Origin of the sequence: Pseudomonas sp. R5-89-07, from assembly GCF_003851685.1 — a bacterium.
Classification (GTDB): Bacteria; Pseudomonadota; Gammaproteobacteria; order Pseudomonadales; family Pseudomonadaceae; genus Aquipseudomonas.
In genome coordinates this window covers 3,762,823-3,783,559 of sequence record NZ_CP027727.1, presented here as the reverse complement: position 1 = coordinate 3,783,559, position 20,737 = coordinate 3,762,823, and the positions used below count along the sequence as shown (strand labels likewise).

The 20,737-nt window shown below is 64.1% G+C and carries 17 protein-coding genes; 9 read left to right on the top strand and 8 right to left on the bottom strand.

Going from position 1 to position 20,737, the window contains the following annotated elements; all coding sequences use genetic code 11:
- The gene (locus C4J94_RS17250) at window positions 1-2,463 is read left to right on the top strand and encodes an FtsX-like permease family protein (protein ID WP_124389003.1); all 2,463 of its coding nucleotides are present in this window, start codon (window positions 1-3) and stop codon (window positions 2,461-2,463) included.
- The gene (locus tag C4J94_RS17245; RefSeq protein WP_124387283.1) at window positions 2,453-3,517 is read left to right on the top strand and encodes a lipocalin-like domain-containing protein; all 1,065 of its coding nucleotides are present in this window, start codon (window positions 2,453-2,455) and stop codon (window positions 3,515-3,517) included. Before C4J94_RS17250 ends, C4J94_RS17245 begins: the two co-directional genes overlap by 11 nt.
- 95 nt (window positions 3,518-3,612) lie before the next feature.
- On the opposite strand, the gene C4J94_RS17240 is transcribed toward C4J94_RS17245, so the two are convergent.
- Entirely contained in the window at window positions 3,613-4,296 is a 684-nt protein-coding gene (locus tag C4J94_RS17240; RefSeq protein ID WP_124387282.1) for a sterol desaturase family protein, read from the bottom strand.
- 376 nt (window positions 4,297-4,672) lie between these two features.
- Between C4J94_RS17240 and C4J94_RS17235 the strand changes: the two genes are divergently transcribed.
- From C4J94_RS17235 to C4J94_RS17205, 7 genes are all read left to right on the top strand, one after another.
- Window positions 4,673-6,109: a hypothetical protein gene (locus C4J94_RS17235; protein ID WP_124387281.1), complete on the top strand. Its 1,437-nt coding sequence runs from the start codon at window positions 4,673-4,675 to the stop codon at window positions 6,107-6,109.
- A gap of 297 nt (window positions 6,110-6,406) precedes the next feature.
- Window positions 6,407-7,330 (top strand): substrate-binding domain-containing protein, encoded by a 924-nt coding sequence (locus C4J94_RS17230; protein ID WP_124387280.1) that lies wholly within the window; start codon window positions 6,407-6,409, stop codon window positions 7,328-7,330.
- A 63-nt stretch (window positions 7,331-7,393) separates the two neighbouring features.
- A complete protein-coding gene (locus C4J94_RS17225) occupies window positions 7,394-8,902 on the top strand; it encodes a sugar ABC transporter ATP-binding protein (RefSeq protein WP_124387279.1) in 1,509 nt (502 codons plus the stop codon).
- A complete protein-coding gene (locus C4J94_RS17220; RefSeq protein WP_124387278.1) occupies window positions 8,868-9,860 on the top strand; it encodes an ABC transporter permease in 993 nt (330 codons plus the stop codon). Before C4J94_RS17225 ends, C4J94_RS17220 begins: the two co-directional genes overlap by 35 nt.
- A gap of 27 nt (window positions 9,861-9,887) precedes the next feature.
- Window positions 9,888-10,967, top strand: coding sequence for an alcohol dehydrogenase catalytic domain-containing protein (locus C4J94_RS17215; protein ID WP_124387277.1), 1,080 nt, complete (start codon window positions 9,888-9,890; stop codon window positions 10,965-10,967).
- 2 nt (window positions 10,968-10,969) lie between these two features.
- Entirely contained in the window at window positions 10,970-12,502 is a 1,533-nt protein-coding gene (locus C4J94_RS17210; protein WP_124387276.1) for an FGGY-family carbohydrate kinase, read from the top strand.
- 304 nt (window positions 12,503-12,806) lie between these two features.
- On the top strand, window positions 12,807-13,532 hold the full coding sequence (locus tag C4J94_RS17205) for an SDR family oxidoreductase (protein WP_124387275.1): 726 nt from the start codon (window positions 12,807-12,809) through the stop codon (window positions 13,530-13,532).
- Here the strand turns inward: C4J94_RS17205 and C4J94_RS17200 are convergent.
- The 7 genes from C4J94_RS17200 to C4J94_RS17170 form a co-directional block, all read right to left on the bottom strand.
- A complete protein-coding gene (locus C4J94_RS17200) occupies window positions 13,529-14,533 on the bottom strand; it encodes a LacI family DNA-binding transcriptional regulator (protein ID WP_124387274.1) in 1,005 nt (334 codons plus the stop codon). The two genes, C4J94_RS17205 and C4J94_RS17200, sit on opposite strands and share 4 nt — an antisense overlap.
- Window positions 14,534-14,591: 58 nt before the next feature.
- A complete protein-coding gene (locus C4J94_RS17195; RefSeq protein ID WP_124387273.1) occupies window positions 14,592-15,455 on the bottom strand; it encodes a LysR family transcriptional regulator in 864 nt (287 codons plus the stop codon).
- Between the two features lie 145 nt (window positions 15,456-15,600).
- Entirely contained in the window at window positions 15,601-17,007 is a 1,407-nt protein-coding gene (locus C4J94_RS17190) for an amidase (RefSeq protein ID WP_124387272.1), read from the bottom strand.
- A complete protein-coding gene (locus C4J94_RS17185) occupies window positions 17,004-18,272 on the bottom strand; it encodes a Zn-dependent hydrolase (protein WP_124387271.1) in 1,269 nt (422 codons plus the stop codon). The genes C4J94_RS17190 and C4J94_RS17185 overlap by 4 nt, the downstream gene beginning before the upstream one ends.
- Window positions 18,273-18,285: 13 nt before the next feature.
- Complete coding sequence (locus C4J94_RS17180; protein WP_124387270.1) at window positions 18,286-18,981, bottom strand: ABC transporter ATP-binding protein; 696 nt, start codon at window positions 18,979-18,981, stop codon at window positions 18,286-18,288.
- Window positions 18,981-19,730, bottom strand: coding sequence for an ABC transporter ATP-binding protein (locus tag C4J94_RS17175; RefSeq protein WP_124387269.1), 750 nt, complete (start codon window positions 19,728-19,730; stop codon window positions 18,981-18,983). The genes C4J94_RS17180 and C4J94_RS17175 overlap by 1 nt, the downstream gene beginning before the upstream one ends.
- Window positions 19,727-20,737: a branched-chain amino acid ABC transporter permease gene (locus tag C4J94_RS17170; RefSeq protein WP_124387268.1), complete on the bottom strand. Its 1,011-nt coding sequence runs from the start codon at window positions 20,735-20,737 to the stop codon at window positions 19,727-19,729. Before C4J94_RS17170 ends, C4J94_RS17175 begins: the two co-directional genes overlap by 4 nt.

Below are 20,737 nucleotides of genomic sequence, written 5' to 3'. Positions count from 1 at the left end.
ATGGCGGTGTTCTACTGGGCGCTGCGTGCGCTGTTAAGCCATTGGCGGCGCCACCCGGTGCAGTTTTTCAGCGTGCTGACCGGCCTGTGGCTGGCCACCGCGTTACTGACCGGGGTGCAGGCGCTCAACAGCCAGGCGCGGGACGGCTACGCGCGCGCCAGCCAACTGATCGGCGGCGAACCGCAAGCCAGCTTGAGCGCGCCGGACGGTGCCGGGTTCCCCCAGGCGTGGTTCGCCGACCTGCGCCGTGCCGGGTGGCCGGTGTCACCGGTAGTGCAGGGCCGCATAGTGCTCAAGGGGCATGAAGAACAGCGCCTGCAGTTGATGGGCATCGAGCCGGTATCGTTACCCGGCAGCGGCAGTGTGGCGGGGCAACGCCTGAGCCAGGCCCAGATACTGGCGTTCTTCGAGGCACCGGGGCGCACCTGGATTGCCGCGCAAACGGTGCGGGCGCTTGGCTTGCACGCCGGCGAACAACCGCTGACCGTTGACGGGCAACGCCTGCCGCCGTTGCAGGTTCAGCCGGACATGGCCCCCGGCATGCTGCTCACCGATATCGGCTTCGCCCAACCCTTGCTCAACATGCCCGAGCGACTGTCGCGCCTGCTGCTGGACAAAAGCTTTGCCGCCCGTCATCCCGAGCCGCCTGCCGGGCTGCAACTCAAGCAGGGCGACGACAACAACCTCTCGCGCCTCACCGAAAGCTTTCACTTGAACCTCGACGCGTTGGGTTTTTTGTCCTTCGTGGTGGGGCTGTTTATCGTGCACGCGGCCATCGGCCTGGCGCTGGAGCAACGTCGGGGCCTGCTGCGCACCTTGCGCGCCTGCGGTGTCAGCGCACGCATGCTGATCCTCAGCCTGGGCGTGGAGCTGGGCTTTTTGGCGCTGCTCGGCGGCGTGCTCGGTGTGGCCAGCGGTTACCTGCTCGCCAGCCTGCTGTTGCCGGACGTGGCTGCCAGCTTGCGAGGCCTTTACGGCGCCGAAGTCGCCGGCCAACTGAGCTTGAGCCCGTGGTGGTGGCTTGCCGGCCTGGGGTTGAGCCTGCTCGGTGCGCTGCTCGCCGGGGCCAGCAGTCTGTGGCGTGCGGCACGCCTGCCGTTGCTGGCGTTGGCCAATGCCCAGGCCTGGCACGAGGCCCACGGTCGTTGGTTGCGGCGCCAGGGCTGGGTGGCGGCTGCGGCCCTGCTCATCGCCTTGCTGGCGCTGGGCTGGGGCAATAGCCTGGCGGCCGGGTTTGTGCTGATGGCAGCCTTGCTGCTGGGCGCGGCCCTCGGCTTACCGGTATTGCTCAATGCGCTGTTGAAGGGTGTACTGGGGCGCAGCCGTTCGGTGCTGGGCCAATGGTTCCTCGCCGACTGTCGCCAGCAACTGCCGGCCTTGAGCCTGGCGCTGATGGCGCTGCTGCTGGCCCTGGCGGCAAACATCGGCGCGGGCTCCATGACCTCGGGTTTTCGCAGCACGTTCAATAATTGGCTGGAACAGCGCCTTACCGCCGAGCTGTACCTCAACCCGCAAAATCCGGCCCAGGCCGAGCAACTGCAGGCCTGGCTTGCGCACCAACCGCGGGTGAAGGCAGTGCTGCCCAGTTGGCAGGTCGCGGTGCAGCTGCAGGGCTGGCCGGCGGAGGTGTTCGGCGTGGTCGACGACCCCACCTATCGCCAGCACTGGCCGTTGCTGGAGGCGGCGAGCACGCCCTGGGACCGTCTGCTGCAGGACGACAGCGTAATGCTCAGCGAGCAACTGGCGCGGCGCTTGAGTGTACGGCTGGGCGACACGGTTCAAGTCCCCACGCCCCAGGGCTCTTGGGCACCCAGGATCGTCGGGATCTACGCCGATTACGGCAACCCCAAGGGCCATCTGCTGGTCAACGCCAAACACCTGTTGGCGCACTGGCCGACGCTGTCGCCGGTGCGTTTCAACCTGCGCGTGGCGCCGCAGGATGTGCCGCCGCTGATCGCCCAGGTGCAGGGTGAATTTGCCCTGGAAGACGGCCGCATCGTCGATCAACAGCAACTCAAGGGTTGGTCCAGCCAGGTATTCGAACGCACCTTCGCCGCCACTGCCGCGCTCAACAGCCTGACCCTGGGCGTGGCGGGGGTGGCGCTGTTCATCAGCCTGCTGACCCAGAGCCAGAGCCGCCTCGGCCAACTGGCGCCGTTGTGGGCGTTGGGGGTGACGCGCCGCCAACTGATGCTGCTCAACCTCGGCCAGACCTGGCTGCTGGCAGTACTCACCCTGCTGCTGGCGTTGCCTTTGGGGCTGCTGCTGGCGTGGTGCCTGGATGCGGTGATCAACGTGCAAGCCTTTGGCTGGCGCCTGCCGTTGCAGGTGTTCCCGTGGCAACTGGCGCAGTTGATGGGGCTGGCGATGCTTGCCACGTTGCTCGCCTCGGCCTGGCCGTTGTGGCAACTGTATCGCAGCCGCCCGGCGGACTTGTTGAGGACGTTTGCCCATGAAGATTAAAGCGTTGGGGTGGGCGGTTTTGCTGCTGCTGGCCGCGTGCGACCAGGCACCGGCCCCCGAAGAGGGCTTCGCCGGCCTGGGCAGTGATGCAGCGGACTTTGTGCAGGTGGTGCCCGGCAAAGTTTTCACCTTTCCTGAAGACCACGGCCCTCATCCAGGCTTTCGCATCGAATGGTGGTACGTCACCGCCAACCTCAAGGACGCCCAAGGCAATGCCTTCGGCGTGCAATGGACCTTGTTTCGCAATGCGGTGAACGCGGGTCCGACGCAACCGGGCTGGCGCGACCCAACCATCTGGCTCGGACATGCCGCCGTCACCTCCGCCACCCGGCACTACGCCGCCGAGCGCTTCGCCCGTGGCGGTGTCGGCCAGGCCGGGGCGCAGGCGCAGCCCTTCAACGCCTGGATCGACGACTGGAACTTCGCCACCCGTTCTGGCGCGGCCAGCCCCCTGGCCGACATGCAGCTCAAGGCCAGCGGCGCGCAGTTCGCCTACGACCTGCAATTGACCTCCAGCCGCCCGCTGGTGTTGCAGGGCGATAACGGCTACAGCCGCAAGTCCGACCAGGGCCAGGCGTCCTACTACTACAGTCAGCCGTTCTTTACCGCCAGCGGCAGCCTCAGCATTGACGGCCAGACCTACCAGGTCAGCGGCCCCGCCTGGCTGGACCGCGAATGGAGCAGCCAGCCGCTGGCCGCGAGCCAGACCGGCTGGGACTGGTTCTCCCTGCACCTTGACCGAGGCGAACACCTGATGCTGTTTCGCGTGCGGCAGAAGGACGGCGGCGGCTACCTCACCGGCACCTGGATCAATGCCCAAGGCCACACGCAAACCCTGCACAACGCCGATATCCAACTCGCGCCGCTGGCCAGTACCGCCATTGCCGGGCGCAGCATTCCCACGCGCTGGTCGCTGAAAATCCCTGGCAAACACCTGGACATCACCACCGAAGCCGTCAACCCCAAGGCCTGGATGGGCTTGGGAATTCCCTACTGGGAAGGGCCGGTGAAGTTTGATGGTGGGGTGGGGTATTTGGAAATGACAGGGTATTAGGGGCGCTGTCTGCAGGCGCTCTTCTTTGGCTCTGTAGGTAACGCCCAAGCGCATTTTTGACCCTCTCGGGACTGTGTCCGCTGTGTAGGCACCCTCTACGAGCTTCCCTCTTTCTGTGCCGCGCACTCACGCGGCTCCCAATGCAGCGTGCCAAACAGATAATCCATCAGCGGCAGCACGATATTGAAATTGCGCCCCTGCATCAGCTCGCGGCGGTGATGCAACGCGTGCAGGTGATGCATCTGGCGTATCCACGGCAGGCGCGCCACCGGGTGCTCGGCGGGCAAGTGTTCACATGCGTGGAACACTTCATAGAGCAGGTAGCCGAGAATCATGCAGCCGGCGAATAGCCCGGCGGCATTGGCGTTCAATTGACTGAGCAGCCACCAGGCGGGGAGGGTGATCGCCAGGCTGTGCAGCACGATCAGCCAGGCGGGAAACAGGATCACGCGCCAGTCCGCGGGGCTGTCGAACGTCATGTGGCCGGGGGTGAAGAAGCTGTGGTGGTCGCCGGTGTGGCGGGCGTAGAAGATCCGGGCGAAAGCGTGTTTGTGGTGGCCGAGGTGGCGGTGCACCAGGTAGATGCAGAGGTTGAAGAACAGCAGAGTCAGCGGCACGGTCAGCCACTCGAGCGCCGTGATGTGCGCGGTGGAGGACCAGGCCAGCGCGATGCAGACACTGCCGTAGCCGATGACGAATGCGGCGTGGAGCCAGGGGTTGTAATACGCGCTCACGTGGGTGCGGTAGCGGGCGCGGAAGGTGTTGGTCGGGTGGGGCATTGGAGGGATGCTCACTGTTTGTTATTTGAAATTGAGCTTAGTGGCCACCGGGCAATATGCGAATTCGGCAAGGCCGCACGCCTCGAGTGGGGGAGGGGGCAAGCCCTGATGCCAGTCAGTCAAGGCGAAACTGTACCTGTGGCGAGGGAGCTTGCTCCCGCTGGACTGCATAGCAGGCCTATTCTTTGGGGCCGCTTCGCGGCCCAGCGGGAGCAAGCTCCCTCGCCACAGGTTACTTCTCGTTGCTGCGACTTCTTAACTAAAAAGTTTCAGAAAATACTGTACATAAAAACAGTACTATCCTACATTCCATCCCAGGTGACCGGATGTCACCGGTTACCTGAGCTTCAATTTTTTAACTATGGATGGATAAAAAATGAAATCGAAAAAAGCCCTTATGCTAGGTGCGGCCATGATGGCCTCCTGCTTCGTTTCGGCCTTCGCCCTCGCTGATCAAACCCCTCGAGCCCTCAGTGCCACAGCGGTCAAACAGGCCGTGGACAAAGCGCTCAAATCCGGTGGCAAGCTGGACGCGGCGAAGGTTTCGTCCGCGCTCAAGCACAAACTCCTGGCGGCCAAGAGCGGTCAATCCAGGGCCGTGACCCAAGCCATCAAGTCCGCGCCGTTCGACAGCGTGGTCAGCGAGCTGAAAAAACCGGCGCAGAGCGCTTCGAAAAGCGCGGCCGCTGCGGCGTTTGAACCGCTGTTTCCTACCCTGGATATCAACACGCTCTACACCATCGATGCGGTGCAGGCCGGCAACGAGTTCGCCTACCATTTCAACCTGCCGCAAAACGCGCGGGTGCAGGTACAACTGGTCAACCAGAGCGCAGGGGCGGATATGTCGCTGACCCTGTTTCAGGATGACGGCCAGGGCAACCTGAGTGTGGTGGGGTCTGCGGATGCCGCAGGCAATGCTGATGAATACCTCAACGGTGTACTGCCGGCCGGTGATTATTACTGGTACATGGTGGCCAAGGTCGCCGATAACGCGCAGTTCAGTTTTGGTGTGGCGGTGGACAGCAACATTGACGCGTTCGAGCCCAACGATAGCGCGCAAACAGCATTCGTATTGCCGGACTCGATGAACAAAGTCAGCGGTAACCTCGACAGCGCAAGTGATGTTGATTACTTCGACTTCAAGGCGGTACGTGGCCAAAGCGTGAGCCTGTACCTGGCGGGCGACGAGAACGGCAGCCGTAACCAGTGGATTTTCGACCGCTTCGATGGTGCCAATTGGATCACCGTGCCGGCCGGCTCCACCTCGACCTACCCGAGCGTCGCGCCGGGCACCACGGTGAAGGTGCGTGTACGGGCCAACCCGGCAGTGGCTCAGGACCCGAGCAAGTACTACCAGTTGAGCCTGGGCTCCACGCCGCGCCTGAACGCGAGCAGCGTGAAGGGCGACAACATCGTGCGGGTAACGGAGGTGTGGTTGGCTACGCAAACCGCGCGGCTGTTGAATTGGTCGACCCAGTGGTCGGATTCCACCGGTGCGCCGTTGCTGGGCGTCACCCCGGTGTTGCGCGTGGATAACCACTTCGTCGATCTGAACTACCGCTGGGTCGATTACAAGGCGACCACCAACAGCGCGGGCGTGTCCGAGGCCACGGCCAATATCGGCACTTGCTTCGGTGATTACACCACGGTGATCAACGACAGCAGCACCGGTGTGCCGTACACGTGGAGAACCACTTACAACGAGGGTGGCTGGCGCATCGAGCTGGCCGAGTTCCCGGGAGTCGGTGTCGGCGGTGACAACGTGCAGTACGTCAGCCTGGGGCATATCTGCACCCAGGACATCATCCACTGACAGTGTGATGTGAAACAGAAGGGGCAGCCTGCAGAGGCTGCTCCTTTTTTTTGCGGCGCACTCATGATTCGCAGGCGGCACGCTACAAATGTGGGAGGGGGCTTGCCCCCGATGGCGGTGAGTCAGTGACAGATGAACTGACTGAACCACTGCTATCGGGAGCAAGCCCCCTCCCACATTTTTTGACCGCGACCGACCAGCGGTGGCTTGCGCAGCTCTGATTTACTTGTTAGCTTCTGACAAAATGTTATCGATAACATTTGCTCTAAAAATAAAAACAAAACAGAGACCCACGCCATGAAAATGCTCCCGAAAACCCTGTGTTTATTGGCTGCCAGCATCACCTTGGGCAGCGCTTCCCCTGTATTTGCCGACGCCGCCAAACCGATCCGCATCGGCGCCTCGTTCCAGGAAATCAACAACCCCTATTTCGTCACCATGAAAAACGCCCTGGAAGAAGCCGGCGCGAGTATCGGTGCGAAACTGATCATCACCGACGCCCGCCATGACGTGTCCAAGCAAGTCAGCGACGTTGAAGACATGCTGCAAAAAGGCATCGATATCCTGCTGATCAACCCGACCGATTCGGTCGGTGTGCAATCGGCGGTCAAGTCCGCCCATGCCGCGGGTGTGGTCGTGGTGGCGGTGGACGCCCAGGCCGATGGCCCGCTGGACTCCTTTGTAGGCTCGAAAAACTACGACGCCGGTTTCCAGGCCTGTGAATACCTGGCCAAACACATTGGCGACAAAGGCAACATCGCGATCCTCGATGGCATCGCCGTGGTACCGATCCTGGAGCGCGTGCGCGGCTGCAAGGAGGCGGTGGCCAAGCACCCGGACATCAAGATTGTCAGCATCCAGAACGGCAAGCAGGAACGTGACCAGGCGCTGACCGTCACCGAAAACATGTTGCAGGCCCAGCCCACCCTCAAAGGCATTTTCAGCGTGAACGACAACGGCTCACTCGGTGCGTTGTCGGCCATCGAAGCCAGCGGCCTGGACGTGAAGCTGGTCAGCGTCGACGGTGCGCCGGAAGCGATCAAGGCGATCCAGAAACCCGGCAGCAAGTTCATCGCCACCTCGGCCCAATACCCCCGCGACCAGATCCGCCTGGCCCTGGGCATCGCCCTGGCCAAGAAGTGGGGCTCGCAAGTCCCCGCCACGCTGCCGGTGGACATCACCTTGGTCGACCAGGCCAAGGCCAAGGACTTCAGCTGGTAAATCGCCTGTGCCCCACGCTCGCCGTGGGGCTTGGGTTGTCCTTCCGAGTGTGAGGTCGGCGGTATGAGCAGTCTTCTGAAGCTGGAAAATATCTCCAAGCGTTACCCGGGGGTGCAGGCCCTCACGTCCATCAACCTGCAAGTGGAACGCGGCGAAATACACGCGTTGCTGGGGGAAAATGGCGCGGGCAAATCGACCCTGATGAAGATCCTCGGCGGCGTCGAGCATCAGGACGAAGGGCAGATCCTGATCGACGGCCAGGCCCGGCAATTTGCAACCTACCGGGATGCGATCGCGGCCGGCATCGGCATCGTGTTCCAGGAGTTCAGCCTGATCCCCTACCTCACGGCGGTGGAAAATATCTTCCTGGGCCATGAGCTGAGCAACCGCTTCGGGCTGTTGCGCAAACGCGAGATGCGCGAGGCCAGCGAGGCGCTGTTCAAGCGCCTTGGCGTGTCGATCAACCTCGATTGCGCGGTCAGGCACCTGAGCGTGGCCGAGCAGCAGTTCGTCGAAATCGCCAAGGCCCTGGCCCTGGATGCGCGCCTGCTGGTGCTCGATGAACCCACCGCCACCCTGACCCCCAGCGAAGCCGAGCTGCTGTTCCAGATCATGCGCGAGCTTAAGCGTCAGGGCGTGGCGGTGATCTTTATCTCGCACCATCTGGAGGAAATTTTCCAGGTGTGCGACCGCATCAGCGTGCTGCGCGACGGCGCCAATGTGGGCGTCACCGATGTGGCCGACAGCGATATCGACCGCTTGGTCGAAATGATGGTAGGCCGCCGCCTGGCATGCAGTTTCCCGCCCAAGCCCACCACTGAACGCGGGCCGTTGCTGCTGGAGGTCAAGGACATCCAGCTGGTGCGTGACGGCCCGCATAACCGCTTCAACCTGCACAAGGGTGAAATCCTCGGCTTCGCCGGCCTCGTCGGTTCCGGCCGTACCGAACTGGCACTGGGCATGATGGGCGCGCTGCCCTCGGTGAGCAAAGAGGTGTGGCTGCGCGGTGAAAAGGTCAGCCTCGACGACCCGGCCCAGGCGCTCGCCCATGGCATCGGCCTGTTGCCCGAAAGCCGCAAGAGCGAAGGGCTGATCACCGACTTCAGCATTCGCGAAAACATCTCGTTGAACAACCTGCGCAAATACCAGAACGCCAGCGGGCTGATCGACAAGGCCAGGGAGTGCGCCAGCGTCGAAGCACTGATGCGCCAGCTGTCGATCAAGGCGCCCAGTGCGCAAAGCCGGGTATTGAACCTCAGCGGCGGCAACCAGCAGAAAGTCGTGATCGCCCGCTGGATCAACCACCACTGCGACGTGCTGGTGTTCGACGAGCCCACCCGTGGCATCGACGTCGGCGCCAAGGCACAGATCTACGCGCTGATGCGCAGCCTCACCGAACAGGGCTACGCGATCATCATGATTTCCTCCGAACTGCCGGAAGTCATCGGCATGTGCGACCGCGTCGCGGTGTTCCACAAGGGCGCGATCGTCAAGGTCCTGGAAGCGTCCGCCGTCAATCCTCAAGAGGTCATGCGCCATGCAACAGGGGGCTCAAGTGAATACGTCCATTAACACCGCAGCCGGTAGCCGGTTGCGCCTGAACCTGGCGCAGCTGCTGCGCTCGCCGGCGTTTTATCCCTTCGTGGGGCTGGTGGTGGTGACCCTGGTGATGATCCTGGCCAGCGACACCTTTCTCACCGCCAGCAACCTGTCGAACATCGCTCGCCAGGTGTCGATCAACGCGATTATCGCGGTGGGCATGACCTGCGTGATCCTCACCGGCGGCATCGACTTGTCGGTGGGGCCGGTGATGGCGTTGTCCGGCACGCTCACGGCCGGCTTGATGGTCGCCGGCGTGCCGCCAGGCCTGGCCATCGGCGCGGGGATGCTGGTAGGCGTGGCCTTCGGCATCGGCAATGGCCTGTTCGTGGCCTACCTGCATATGCCGCCGATCATCGTGACCCTGGCGACCATGGGCATCGCTCGTGGCCTGGGGCTGATGTACACCGACGGCTACCCGATTTCCGGGCTGCCGGAGTGGTTCGCCTTCTTCGGCCGCGCCAGCGTTTTCGGCATGCAGGTGCCGATCCTGATCATGTTGCTCACCTATCTGGCCGCCTATGTGCTGCTGCAGCACACGCGCATCGGCCGCTACATCTACGCCATCGGCGGCAATGAAGAGGCGGTGCGCTTGTCCGGGGTGCGCGCGGCGCGCTTCAAGCTGCTGGTGTACGGCATCAGCGGCCTCACCGCCGCGATTGCCGGGCTGGTGCTGACTTCACGCTTGATGAGCGGCCAGCCGAATGCCGGCGTGTCGTTCGAGCTGGACGCGATTGCCGCCGTGGTACTGGGCGGTGCGTCGATTGCCGGCGGGCGCGGCGTCATCGTCGGCACACTGCTGGGCGCCATGCTCCTGGGCGTATTGAACAATGGCTTGAACATGCTCGGCGTATCGCCATACGTCCAGAGCGTGATCAAGGGCGGGATCATTTTGCTGGCGATCTTTATCAGCCGTCAGCGCCATCGATAAACACCTATCCACACAGGACCGAACACCATGGACAAGCACACTCACATGCAAGCCGTCGTCTGCCACGGCCCGAAAGACTATCGCCTGGAGCGCATCGGCCGGCCGCAGGCGCGCGCCAATGAACTGGTGATCCGCATCGCCGCGTGCGGCATCTGCGCCAGCGACTGCAAGTGCCACTCTGGCGCTGCGATGTTCTGGGGCGGCGACAATCCCTGGGTCAAGGCGCCGGTCGTGCCGGGCCACGAGTTTTTTGGCTATGTGGTGGAGGCGGGCGAGGGCGCCGGGGAGCACTTCGAAGTGGCGGTGGGTGACAAGGTGATCGCCGAGCAGATCGTGCCCTGCGCCAAGTGCCGTTTCTGCAAGTCGGGCAAGTACTGGATGTGCGAAGTGCACAACATCTTCGGCTTCCAGCGCGAAGTGGCCGAGGGCGGTATGGCGCAGTACATGCGCATTCCCAAGACCGCCATCGTGCACAAGATTCCCGAGTCGGTGTCCCTGGAAGATTCGGCCCTGGTCGAGCCGATGGCCTGCTCGATCCACACGGTCAACCGTGGCGATATCCAGCTCGATGACGTGGTGGTGATTGCCGGCGCCGGCACCCTGGGCCTGTGTATGGTGCAAGTGGCGGCGCTGAAGACGCCGAAGAAACTGGTGGTGATCGACATGGTCGACGAGCGGCTGGAATTGGCGAAGAAGTTCGGCGCCGATGTGGTGATCAACCCGTCCCGCGACAACGCCCGCGCGATCATCAACGAGCTGACCGACAACTACGGCTGCGACGTGTACATCGAGACCACCGGCGTACCGGCCGGCGTCACCCAGGGCCTGGACCTGATCCGCAAGCTCGGGCGTTTCGTCGAGTTCAGCGTGTTCGGTGCCGAGACCAGCGTGGACTGGTCGATTATCGGCGACCGCAAGGAGCTGGACGTGCGCGGCGCCCACCTCGGCCCGTATTGCTACCCGATTGCCATCGACCTGTTCGAGCGCGGCCTGGTCACGTCCCAAGGCATCGTGACCCATGACTTCCCGCTGGATGACTTTGCCGAAGCCTTCGAGCTGGCGAACTCCACGAAGTCGATCAAGGTCTTGCTCAAGCCGGTGCTTTGACCATGAACTACGTGATGGGGGTCGACATAGGAACCCAGAGCACCAAGGCGCTGCTGGTGGATGCCCGCGGCACGATCATCGCCCAGCACAGCCAGGGGTATCGCGTGGATACGCCGAAAGTGCGCTGGGCCGAGCAATGGCCGCAGGTCTGGCTGGAGGCGGTCGAGGCCTGTGTGGCGCAGTGCATGGCCAAGGCAGGGGTGGAGAGGACGCAGGTCAAGGCGCTGTGCATCAGTAGCCTGTATGGCGGCTCGGGGATCGCGGTGGATGCGCAGATCACACCGCTGCATCCGTGCCTGATCTGGATGGACCGGCGGGCCGGCGAGCAGGTGCAATGGGTGCGCGAGCAGGTGGACCTTGACCGACTGTTCGCCGTCACCGGTAACTCGGTGGACAGTTACTACGGCTTCACCAAGATGCTCTGGCTCAAGCAGCACCGGCCCGAGGTGTGGGCGAACACGCGCTACCTGCTGCCGCCCAACAGCTATATCAACTGGTGCCTGACCGGCGCGCTGGCGGTGGACCATAGCAGTGCCGGCAATATCGGCGGTGTCTACGATGTGGCCGCGCGCAACTGGTCCGGCGAGATGCTCGAGGCACTGGGCATCCCGCCATCGATGATGCCTGAGCGGTTGGTGTATTCCGGCGAAGTGGTGGGCGGTCTGCTGCAAGACTGGGCCGACCGCCTGGGCTTGCAGGCGGGCACGCCGATCCTCGCCGGCGGTGTGGATGCGGCGATGGCGACCCTGGCGGCGGGCGTCACGCAACCGGGCAACCATGTGGCGATGATCGGCACCAGCATGTGCTGGGGCTACCTCAACCAGCAGGTGGATGCGCGCCATGGGTTGGTGAGCATGCCCCATGTCTACAACGGCCATCGCGACCTGTACATTTTCGGCGGCGCGATCACCGCGGGGGCGTCGGTGAGCTGGTTTCGCGAACAGTTCTGCCAGGCCGAGGAGCAACAGGCCAAGGCCAGCGGCCAGGACAGCCTGGTGCTGCTGGAGCGCAGCGCGATGGATATTCCCGCAGGCAGCGAGGGGCTGTTGTTCCTGCCGTACCTGATGGGCGAGCGCAGCCCGGTCTGGGACGACCGCGCCAGCGGCAGTTTTGTCGGGCTGAACCTGTACCACACGCGCCTGCACCTGTACCGCGCCGTGCTCGAAGGGGTGAGCTTTGCCCTGCGCCACAACATCGAGGCCGGCACCCAGGGCGCGCACTCCCTTGACCCGCGCTTGATTGTGGTGGGTGGTGCGAGCCATTCGGATGTGTGGATGCAGATCATCGCGGATGTAACGCGCTATCCGGTGTACACCATTGTCCAGGAAGTCGAAGCGGCGCTCGGTGCCGCCTTGCTGGCGGCGCACACGGTAGGGCTGGTGAGTGATGCAGAGATGGACAAGGGTTGGGTGCAGTTGGCGCTGCGAGCGCAGCCCAAGCGCGAGAACGTCGTGATCTACGATCACGCCTTCAGCGAATACCTGAAGCTCTACCCGGCCCTGAAACCGATCATGCACAACCTGCAGGCCACCTGACCCCTGTGGGAGGGGGCTTGCCCCCGATGGCGGTGGGCCAGTCACAGCTGCGTTGGCTGACATGCCCTCATCGGGGGCAAGCCCCCTCCCACAGGGGATCTTCATCGTTGCGGGAATTTTATTTATGCAGCCAACGTCGATCATGCACAACCTGCAAACCACCTGACCCAACCCAGTTCAAAAATGTGGGAGGGGGCTTGCCCCCGATGGCGGTGGGCCAGTCACAGCTGCATTGGCGGATACGCCTTCATCGGGGGCAAGCCCCCCTCCCACAGTGATCATCATTGTTTCGGGAATTTTATTTATGCATGCCACCTTTGACTTCACCGGCCAACGCATCCTTGTCACCGGCGCGAGCAGTGGGATCGGTCGCGAAATCGCTCGCCAGCTCATGCTCAGCGGCGCCGAGGTGTTTGCCCTGGGGCGTGACGCGCAGGCGCTCGCGCAATTGGGGTGCCGCACTCTGTGCCTGGACATTGCCGACAGCCGCGCCCTCGACACCGCCCTAAACGAACTGCCGCCGCTGCACGGCCTGGTCAACTGCGCCGGTATTTCCCGCCTGGAACCGGCCGCCGCCATCAGCGCCGAGGCCTTCGACCAAGTGATGCACGTCAATGCCCGCGCCGCTGCGCAAGTGGCCAGTCGCGTGGCGGCGAAAATGATCGAGGCCGGCCTGGGCGGCAGTATCGTCAACGTGTCCAGCCAGGCGTCGCTGGTGGCCCTGGACGATCACCTGGGCTACTGCGCCTCCAAGGCCGCGCTCGATGCGATCACCCGCGTGCAATGCGCTGAATGGGGCCGCTTCGGCATTCGCGTCAACAGCGTCAACCCCACCGTCACGCTGACGCCCATGGCGACCATGGCCTGGTCTGATCCGGCCAAGCGCGATCCGGCGCTGGCGGCGATTCCGCTGGGCCGTTTTGCGCAGACCGTGGAGGTGGCGTTGCCCGTGCTGTTCCTGCTCAGCGATGCCGCAAGCATGATCAGCGGTGTGAGCCTGCCCATCGATGGCGGCTACACCAGTCGCTAGCCGTTCTCCAGTTGCCCGGCGATGACCACCTTGTCCCGTGGCTTGTGCGGGTCCTGCAAGCGATCGAGCAGCAGGCGCACCGCGCTGCTGCCGGCCAGCGAGGCGTCGTGGGCCACACAGGCAATCGGCACGCCGAAAATATCGGCGAAGGGCAGGCGGTCGATGCCGCAGATGGTCAGGCTGTCGTGGGCGATGTTGTGCATGCGCAAGGCGCGCAGGGCGCCGAGGGTGATCAACTGATTGAAGCCCATGATCGCGTCCGGCGCCGAGTGCGCGGCGAGGTAGTCGAGGGTGTGCAGGTAGGACGGCATCAACGTGTAGTCCCCGGCCTGCACTTCGACCTGCACCTGGGGATGCTCGGCCAGTACTTCGCGCAGGCCCTTGAGGCGTTCCACGGTGATGCGCGAATGCTCGGGGCCGGTCAGCACCAGCAGGCGCTTGAGGTCCGGGGTTTGGCGTAGCAGGTAGTGCGCGGCCTGGATGCCACTGTGGTAGTTGTCGAGTACCACGCGGCTGAACGGGCTGTCGTGAATCGTGCGATCAAGCAGCACCACCGGTGTCTTGCCATTGCCCAGGCGTTCCAGATAGTCGGGCTGGTAGCTCGGCTCGTCGGAGACCGGCGACAGGATGATCCCCGCCACGCGATACCCCAGCAGGGTATCGACGGCCTTGCTTTCCAGTTCCTCCAGTTCATCGGTGTCCACCAGCATGATGGTGTAGCCGTGCTTTTTCGCTTCGCGGGAAATCGCCTTGATCATTTCGCTGTAGAACGGGTTGTCCACCGACGCGGTGATCACCCCGATGATCAGGCTTTCACTGCGCTTGAGCCCGCGTGCAAAGGCGTTGGGCACGTAGTCCAGCTCACGCGCCACTTCCAGGATGCGCGCCAGGGTGGCGGGCTTGACCAGGTCAGGTTTGCTCAGCGCGCGGGACACGGTGATGGTGGTCATGCCCACCCGCTTGGCGATGTCGCTGATGGTGACGGACTTTTTCTTGTTCATCGGTAAGGCTGCGAAAGGGAACACCCGCAGGCTAGCACGCGCGCAGGCGCAGGGTGATTCAAATCAGCGGGTCCCAGCGTTGCGACCAGTCGCCCTCGGCCCGGACCACCTCGCGCAACAGCGTCAGCGCCTGCTGCAGCACCGCCGAATCCCGCGCCCGCGCGTACACCAGGTAGGTCGGGAAGCTGAATTCCGGCGCCTTGGCCACCCGCTGCATCACGCCGCTGTCCAGGTAGCTCTGCACCACCCGCGTGCGGAAATAACCGGCGCCGCCGTTCTCCAGGATGTACTGCAACGCCAGCGGCCCCAGGTTGAAACTCACGGCGGCGCGTGCCCGGTCGGGCAGGGCGGCGTCGTGCTGCTGGCGAAAGCCCGGGCCCCAGTCGATATACACGTAGGGCTCGGGCTTGCTCGCCAGTTGCACCAGGATCAGTTTTTCTTCCAGCACCTGCTCCACCTGCAACCCCGGCCAGTACTGCGGCTGGAACACCAGCGCGGCGTCGAGCACACCCAACTCCAGCTGGCGCAGCAGGTACTCGCCTTCACGCACTTCCGTGCGCAGCGCATGGCCCGGAATCCGCTCGCGCAGCGCCTTGGCCCAGCCGAGCATCAGCGGGTTGCACAGGCTGACTTCACCGCCGATATGCAGCACGTTGCGATAGCCATCGGGCAACGGCAGGTCACGCCGGGCAGCTTCCCAGGTTTGCAGCAACTGGTTGGCGTACACCACGAAGGCCTCGCCATCGGCGGTCAGCCTGGCCCCGGCGCGGTTGCGCACGAACAGCGTACTGCCCAACTGGTTTTCCAGGTTTTTGACCCGTGCGGTGATGGCGGTCTGGGTGACGTGCAGTTTCTCCGCCGCCGCGGCCAGGCTGCCGCAGCGGGTGATTTCGAGGAAGGTGCGTGCCAGTTCGATGTCCATGAAGCCCCCGGGAATGAATGGAGGGCATTGTAGTGGAATGCGGTCGAAACTGTGGGAGGGGGCTTGCTCCCGATGGCGGTGGGTCAGTGACAGATGAGCTGACTGAACCACTGCTATCGGGGGCAAGCCTCCTCCCACATTTGATCTACAGTGTTCTGGTGATCGGGGCTTGCAGGTGTTCGGTGGGGAACGCCCTTGCATAGGCTTGGCACACCCGCAACACCTGCTCATCGGCAAACCGCGCCGCCACCACGTGCAACCCCACCGGCAAACCATTCGCCGCCAGCCCGCAGGGTACCGACGCGGCGGGTTGCTGGGTGAGGTTGAAGGGGTAGGTGAACGGCGTCCATTGCGTCCATGCCTGCAGGCCGGAACCCGGCGGTACGTCGTGCCCGGCCGCGAACGCGGTGATCGGCATCATCGGTGACACCAGCACGTCGTAATGCTCATGGAACGCCGCCATCCGGGCCACCAGCGCCGCACGTGCTTCCAGGGCCGCGTTGAAATCATCCAGGCTCAAACGCTCGCCCTGTTGTGCAATGCGCAGCAAACCCGGATCGAGCAGCTGCTTCTGCGCGTCGCTCATGCCGCGCGTCAAGCGCGCAGCGCCAGCGGCCCACAAGGTGCTGAATACCTCCAGCGGATCACTGAAGCCCGGGTCGATCTGCTCGACGTGGGCCCCCAACTGCGCCAGGCCATCGACGGCGGCGGCGACCACCTTGGCCACTTGAGGGTCGACCTGCACGTAACCCAAGGTGGGGCTGTAGGCGATACGCAATCCTTTCAGGTCGGTGCCCGGCGTCAGCCATGGCGTGGCCCTCGGTGCACCGATCAGCCCGTCCCGCGCGTCCGGCTGCGCCACGGCCTGCAGCATCAACACGCTGTCTTCCACGGTGCGCGTCATCGGGCCCAGGTGCGACAGAATCGTCATGGAGCTTGCCGGCCATTGCGGCACATAACCGAAGGTCGGCTTGATGCCGAAGGTGCCGGTGAATGCACAGGGAATCCGGATCGAGCCGCCCGCGTCGCTGCCCTGGTGCAGCACGCCCAGGTTCAGCGCCGCCGCCGCAGCGGCGCCGCCGGATGAACCGCCCGCCGTGGTGCGTGTGTCCCAGGGGTTACGCGTGATGCCGTACAGCGGGTTGTCGGTGACGCCTTTCCAGCCGAACTCCGGGGTGGTGGTCTTGCCCAGCAACACCGCGCCGGCCTTGCGCATGAACGCCGTGAACGGCGCGTCGACGTCCCACGGCCCGTCGGAGGTGGTGGTGCGCGATCCCTTGCGGGTGGGCATGCCGGCCGTCAACGTCAGGTCCTTGATCGATGCCGGCACGCCGTCCAGCGCGCCGCAGGGCTGGCCCTTGAGCCAGCGCTGTTCGGCGGCGCGCGCCGCGTTCAACGCGCCTTCCGGGTCCACATGGCAATAGGCGTTCACCACCGGGTTGTAGCGCTCGATACGCAACAGTGCATCTTCGGTGACTTCCACCGGCGACAAGCGCTTGTCGCGAAAATGCTGCAGCAGTTGCACCGCTGTCAGTTGGCCGATCTCGCTCATGGCTCAACTCCCTGCGCCGCATTGACCATGGCACGCAGCAACACCGCGCAGCCCGCCGCCAGGTCATCCGGCGCGGCGTTTTCGATTTCGTTATGGCTGATGCCGCCTTCGCACGGCACAAAGATCATCCCGGCCGGGCCGAGTTCGGCGACGAAGATCGCGTCATGCCCAGCGCCGCTGACGATATCCATATGGCTCAAGCCCAGTGCGCTGGCGCCGTCGCGCACGGCGTTCACACAGATGGGATTGAAGTCCAGGGGCGGGAAGTCGGCGGTGGGGGTCAGTTCATACGTGAGGCCGTGCCGGGCGGCGCTGGTTTGGATCACGCTGCGCACTTCGTCGACCATGGCCTGCAGCTTGTCTGCGTGCAGGTGGCGCAGGTCGATCGTCATGTGCACCTGGCCTGGAATCACATTGCGCGAGCCGGGGTGCAGGCTCAGGCAACCGACGGTGCCGCAGGCGTGCGGTTGCTGCTGATGGGCGATGCGGTTGACCGCGCTGACCACCTCGGCGGCGCCCACCAGGGCGTCCTTGCGCAGGTGCATCGGCGTCGGGCCTGCGTGGGCTTCGACGCCGGTGAGGGTCAGGTCGAACCATTTCTGGCCCAGGCAACCCATCACCACGCCGATGGTGATGGCCTGGTCTTCCAGCACCGGGCCCTGTTCGATATGCGCTTCGAAATACGCGCCTACCAAGTGGCCCGACACAGCGCGGGAACCGGCATAACCGATGCGCTGCAATTCCGCGCCCACCGACAGGCCGTGCTCGTCCTGTTTATCGAGGGTGTCCTGCAGGTCGAACTTACCGGCGAATACCCCGGAACCCATCATGCACGGCGGAAAACGCGAACCTTCTTCGTTGGTCCACACCACCACTTCAATCGGCGCCTCGGTTTGGATGTTCAGGTCATTCAGGGTGCGGATCACTTCCAGGCCGGCCATCACCCCGTAGCAGCCATCGAACTTGCCACCGGTGGGCTGGGTGTCGATATGGCTGCCGGTCATCACCGGGGGCAGGGCGCTGTTGCGCCCGGCGCGGCGGGCAAAGATATTGCCGATGGCGTCCACCGTCACACTGCAGCCGGCGGCCTCGCACCACTGCACGAACAGGTCACGGGCCTGGCGGTCGAGGTCGGTCAGGGCCAGGCGGCACACGCCGCCTTTGGCCGTGGCGCCGAGCTTGGCCAGGTCCATCAGGGATTGCCACAGGCGGTCGCGGTCGATCAGCGGGGCGTTGCTCTTTAGCGGTTGCGCAAAGCTGTTCATGGGTATTCTCCGGTCAGGCACTCAGGGCCAGGTAGCGGTTCTTGATGCTCGGGTCGGCGCGGAAATCCGCAGCGCTGCCTTCGTACACCACGCGGCCCTGTTCGAGTACGTAATGACGGTCGGCGAGCTTGTCGCAGACCATCAGGTTCTGTTCCACCAGCAGCACGGGCAGGCCGTCGTCCTTGACCTTGCGCAGGATCTTCACCAACTCGTCGACGATCACCGGCGCCAGGCCTTCGGTGGGCTCATCGAGGATCAGCAGCTTGGGATCGTTGAGCAGGGCGCGGGCGATGGCGAGCATCTGTTGCTCGCCGCCGGAGAGCGCGTGCCCGGCGTTCCTGCGGCGCTCCTTGAGGCGCGGGAACATGGCGTACACGTCTTCCAGCTGCCAGCGGCTGCTCTTGCGCACGGCGATGCGCAGGTTTTCCTCGACGCTGAGCAGGCGGAAAATCCCGCGGTTTTCCGGGACCAGCGCCAGGCCCTGGCGCGCGATTTCAAAAATCTTCTGCCCCACCAGCGCCTGCCCGTTGAAGTGGATCTGGCCCTGGCGCGGGCAGATGATGCCCAGGATGCTGCGCAAGGTGGTGGTCTTGCCGGCGCCGTTACGGCCCAGCAGCGTCACCAGTTCACCGGGATTGACGGTCAATGACACGCCTTCGAGCACATGGCTTTTGTCGTAGTAGGAATGAATGTTTTCGACGATCAGCATCACGCCGCCTCCCCAAGGTAAGCCGTGCGCACACGTTCATCGGCACGCACGAACTCCGGCGTGCCTTCCACCAGAATCTGCCCGTGGCTCATCACGGTGATGCGTTGGCTGATGGACATGACGATGCTCATGTTGTGTTCGATCAGCAGCACCGTGTGGTCGCGGCCCAGGTCGCTGATCAGTTGGGTCATGATCGGAATGTCATCGATGCCCATGCCCGAGGTGGGCTCGTCGAGCATCAGCAGTTTGGGCCTGGAACAGATCGACATGCCCACTTCCAGCACGCGCTGCTGGCCGTGGGACAACTCGCCGGCCAGGGTCTCGGCGCGGGCGGTGAGTTGCAGGCGTTCCAGCACCTGGTCGGCCATCTCCAGGTGCTCGCGCTTGCTGTCCACGCGGCGCCAGAAATTCAGGGCGCGCGCGCCGTCACGGCCCTGCGCGGCCAGGCGCAGGTTTTCACGCACGCTGAGGTTCTGGAACAGGCTGGTGAGCTGGAACGAGCGCGCCATGCCCAGGCCCACGCGGCCGTGGGCGGGTTTGCGCATCAGGTTTTTGCCGTCGAAGTGGATCGCGCCGGCGGTGGCCTGGCGCTCACCGGTGAGGCAATGGAACAGGCTGGTCTTGCCCGCGCCGTTGGGGCCGATGATGGTGTGGATGGTGCCGGCTTCGACCTTGAGGTTGACGCCGTTGACCGCATGGAACGCGCCGTAGGCCAGTTCCAGGTTCTTGGTTTCCAGCAGGGTGCTCATAGCAGCTTCTCCTTGGTCACGACATCCGCCTTGCGGCTGCCGCGCACACGTTCGAACAGTGTCGACAGGCCGCCCCACAAGCCGCCTCGCATAAAGATCACCACCAGGATCAGAATCACCCCCAGCAGCATCAGCCAGCGCGGCCACAGGTCCGACAGGAAATCCCCCAGCAGCACGATGGAACCGGCGCCCAGCAACGAGCCGAACAACGAGCCGGTGCCACCGACGATGGTCATGATCAGGATGTTCTCGGACATCGCCAGGTCGATGTTCGACAGCGGCACAAAGTGCAGCAGCATGGCGTACAGCGCCCCGGCAATGCCGGTGACCGCGCCGGACAACACAAACGCCAGGATCTTGAAGTGACGCGTGTCGTAGCCGATGGCCGAAGCGCGGGTTTCGTTTTCGCGGATCGCCATCAGGGTGCTGCCGAACGGCGAGGCGATCACCCGGCGCGCGCCGATAAAGATCAGCAGGAACAGCACCGCGACAAAGCCGTAGAAGGCGCGGGCGTCGGCCAGCGACAGCAGTACGGTGTCACCGATGCGGATCTCCGGGCGCGGCACGCTGAGCAGGCCGTTGTCGCCGCCGGTCCAGTCGCTCAGGGTGTAGGCGACGAAGTAGGCCATCTGGCTGAACGCCAAGGTGAGCATCACGAAGTAGATACCGGTGCGCCGGATGGCCAGGGCGCCCACCAGCAAGGCCAGCAAGCCACCGGTCAGGGCCGCGCCGAGCAGCGCGCTGAACAGGCCCAGTTGCAGGTGGATCATCAGCAGCGCCGCGCAATACGCACCGGCACCAAAGAAGATGCCTTGGCCGAACGACAACAGCCCGGTGTAGCCCAGCAGCAGGTTGCAGGCCAGCGCGGCCAGGGCAAAGATCAGGATTTCGGTGGCCAGGGTGGCCGACGGCAATATCAACGGCAGGCCGATCAGCACCGCCACTACCCACAGCAACATCGCGCGCGATTGGGTCTTGGCAAACGGCAGGGGGTTTTTCTCGCTCAT

Bases quoted from the DNA above. Each gene is read 5' to 3' on its own strand.
- C4J94_RS17180 (WP_124387270.1), bottom strand. From the start codon at position 18,981: ATGCTGATCGTCGAAAACATTCATTCCTACTACGACAAAAGCCATGTG.
- C4J94_RS17240 (WP_124387282.1), bottom strand. From the start codon at position 4,296: ATGCCCCACCCGACCAACACCTTCCGCGCCCGCTACCGCACCCACGTG.
- C4J94_RS17235 (WP_124387281.1), top strand. From the start codon at position 4,673: ATGAAATCGAAAAAAGCCCTTATGCTAGGTGCGGCCATGATGGCCTCC.
- C4J94_RS17225 (WP_124387279.1), top strand. From the start codon at position 7,394: ATGAGCAGTCTTCTGAAGCTGGAAAATATCTCCAAGCGTTACCCGGGG.
- C4J94_RS17200 (WP_124387274.1), bottom strand. From the start codon at position 14,533: ATGAACAAGAAAAAGTCCGTCACCATCAGCGACATCGCCAAGCGGGTG.
- C4J94_RS17250 (WP_124389003.1), top strand. From the start codon at position 1: ATGGCGGTGTTCTACTGGGCGCTGCGTGCGCTGTTAAGCCATTGGCGG.
- C4J94_RS17190 (WP_124387272.1), bottom strand. From the start codon at position 17,007: ATGAGCGAGATCGGCCAACTGACAGCGGTGCAACTGCTGCAGCATTTT.
- C4J94_RS17195 (WP_124387273.1), bottom strand. From the start codon at position 15,455: ATGGACATCGAACTGGCACGCACCTTCCTCGAAATCACCCGCTGCGGC.
- C4J94_RS17185 (WP_124387271.1), bottom strand. From the start codon at position 18,272: ATGAACAGCTTTGCGCAACCGCTAAAGAGCAACGCCCCGCTGATCGAC.
- C4J94_RS17245 (WP_124387283.1), top strand. From the start codon at position 2,453: ATGAAGATTAAAGCGTTGGGGTGGGCGGTTTTGCTGCTGCTGGCCGCG.
- C4J94_RS17210 (WP_124387276.1), top strand. From the start codon at position 10,970: ATGAACTACGTGATGGGGGTCGACATAGGAACCCAGAGCACCAAGGCG.
- C4J94_RS17215 (WP_124387277.1), top strand. From the start codon at position 9,888: ATGGACAAGCACACTCACATGCAAGCCGTCGTCTGCCACGGCCCGAAA.
- C4J94_RS17170 (WP_124387268.1), bottom strand. From the start codon at position 20,737: ATGAGCGAGAAAAACCCCCTGCCGTTTGCCAAGACCCAATCGCGCGCG.
- C4J94_RS17205 (WP_124387275.1), top strand. From the start codon at position 12,807: ATGCATGCCACCTTTGACTTCACCGGCCAACGCATCCTTGTCACCGGC.
- C4J94_RS17230 (WP_124387280.1), top strand. From the start codon at position 6,407: ATGAAAATGCTCCCGAAAACCCTGTGTTTATTGGCTGCCAGCATCACC.
- C4J94_RS17220 (WP_124387278.1), top strand. From the start codon at position 8,868: ATGCAACAGGGGGCTCAAGTGAATACGTCCATTAACACCGCAGCCGGT.
- C4J94_RS17175 (WP_124387269.1), bottom strand. From the start codon at position 19,730: ATGAGCACCCTGCTGGAAACCAAGAACCTGGAACTGGCCTACGGCGCG.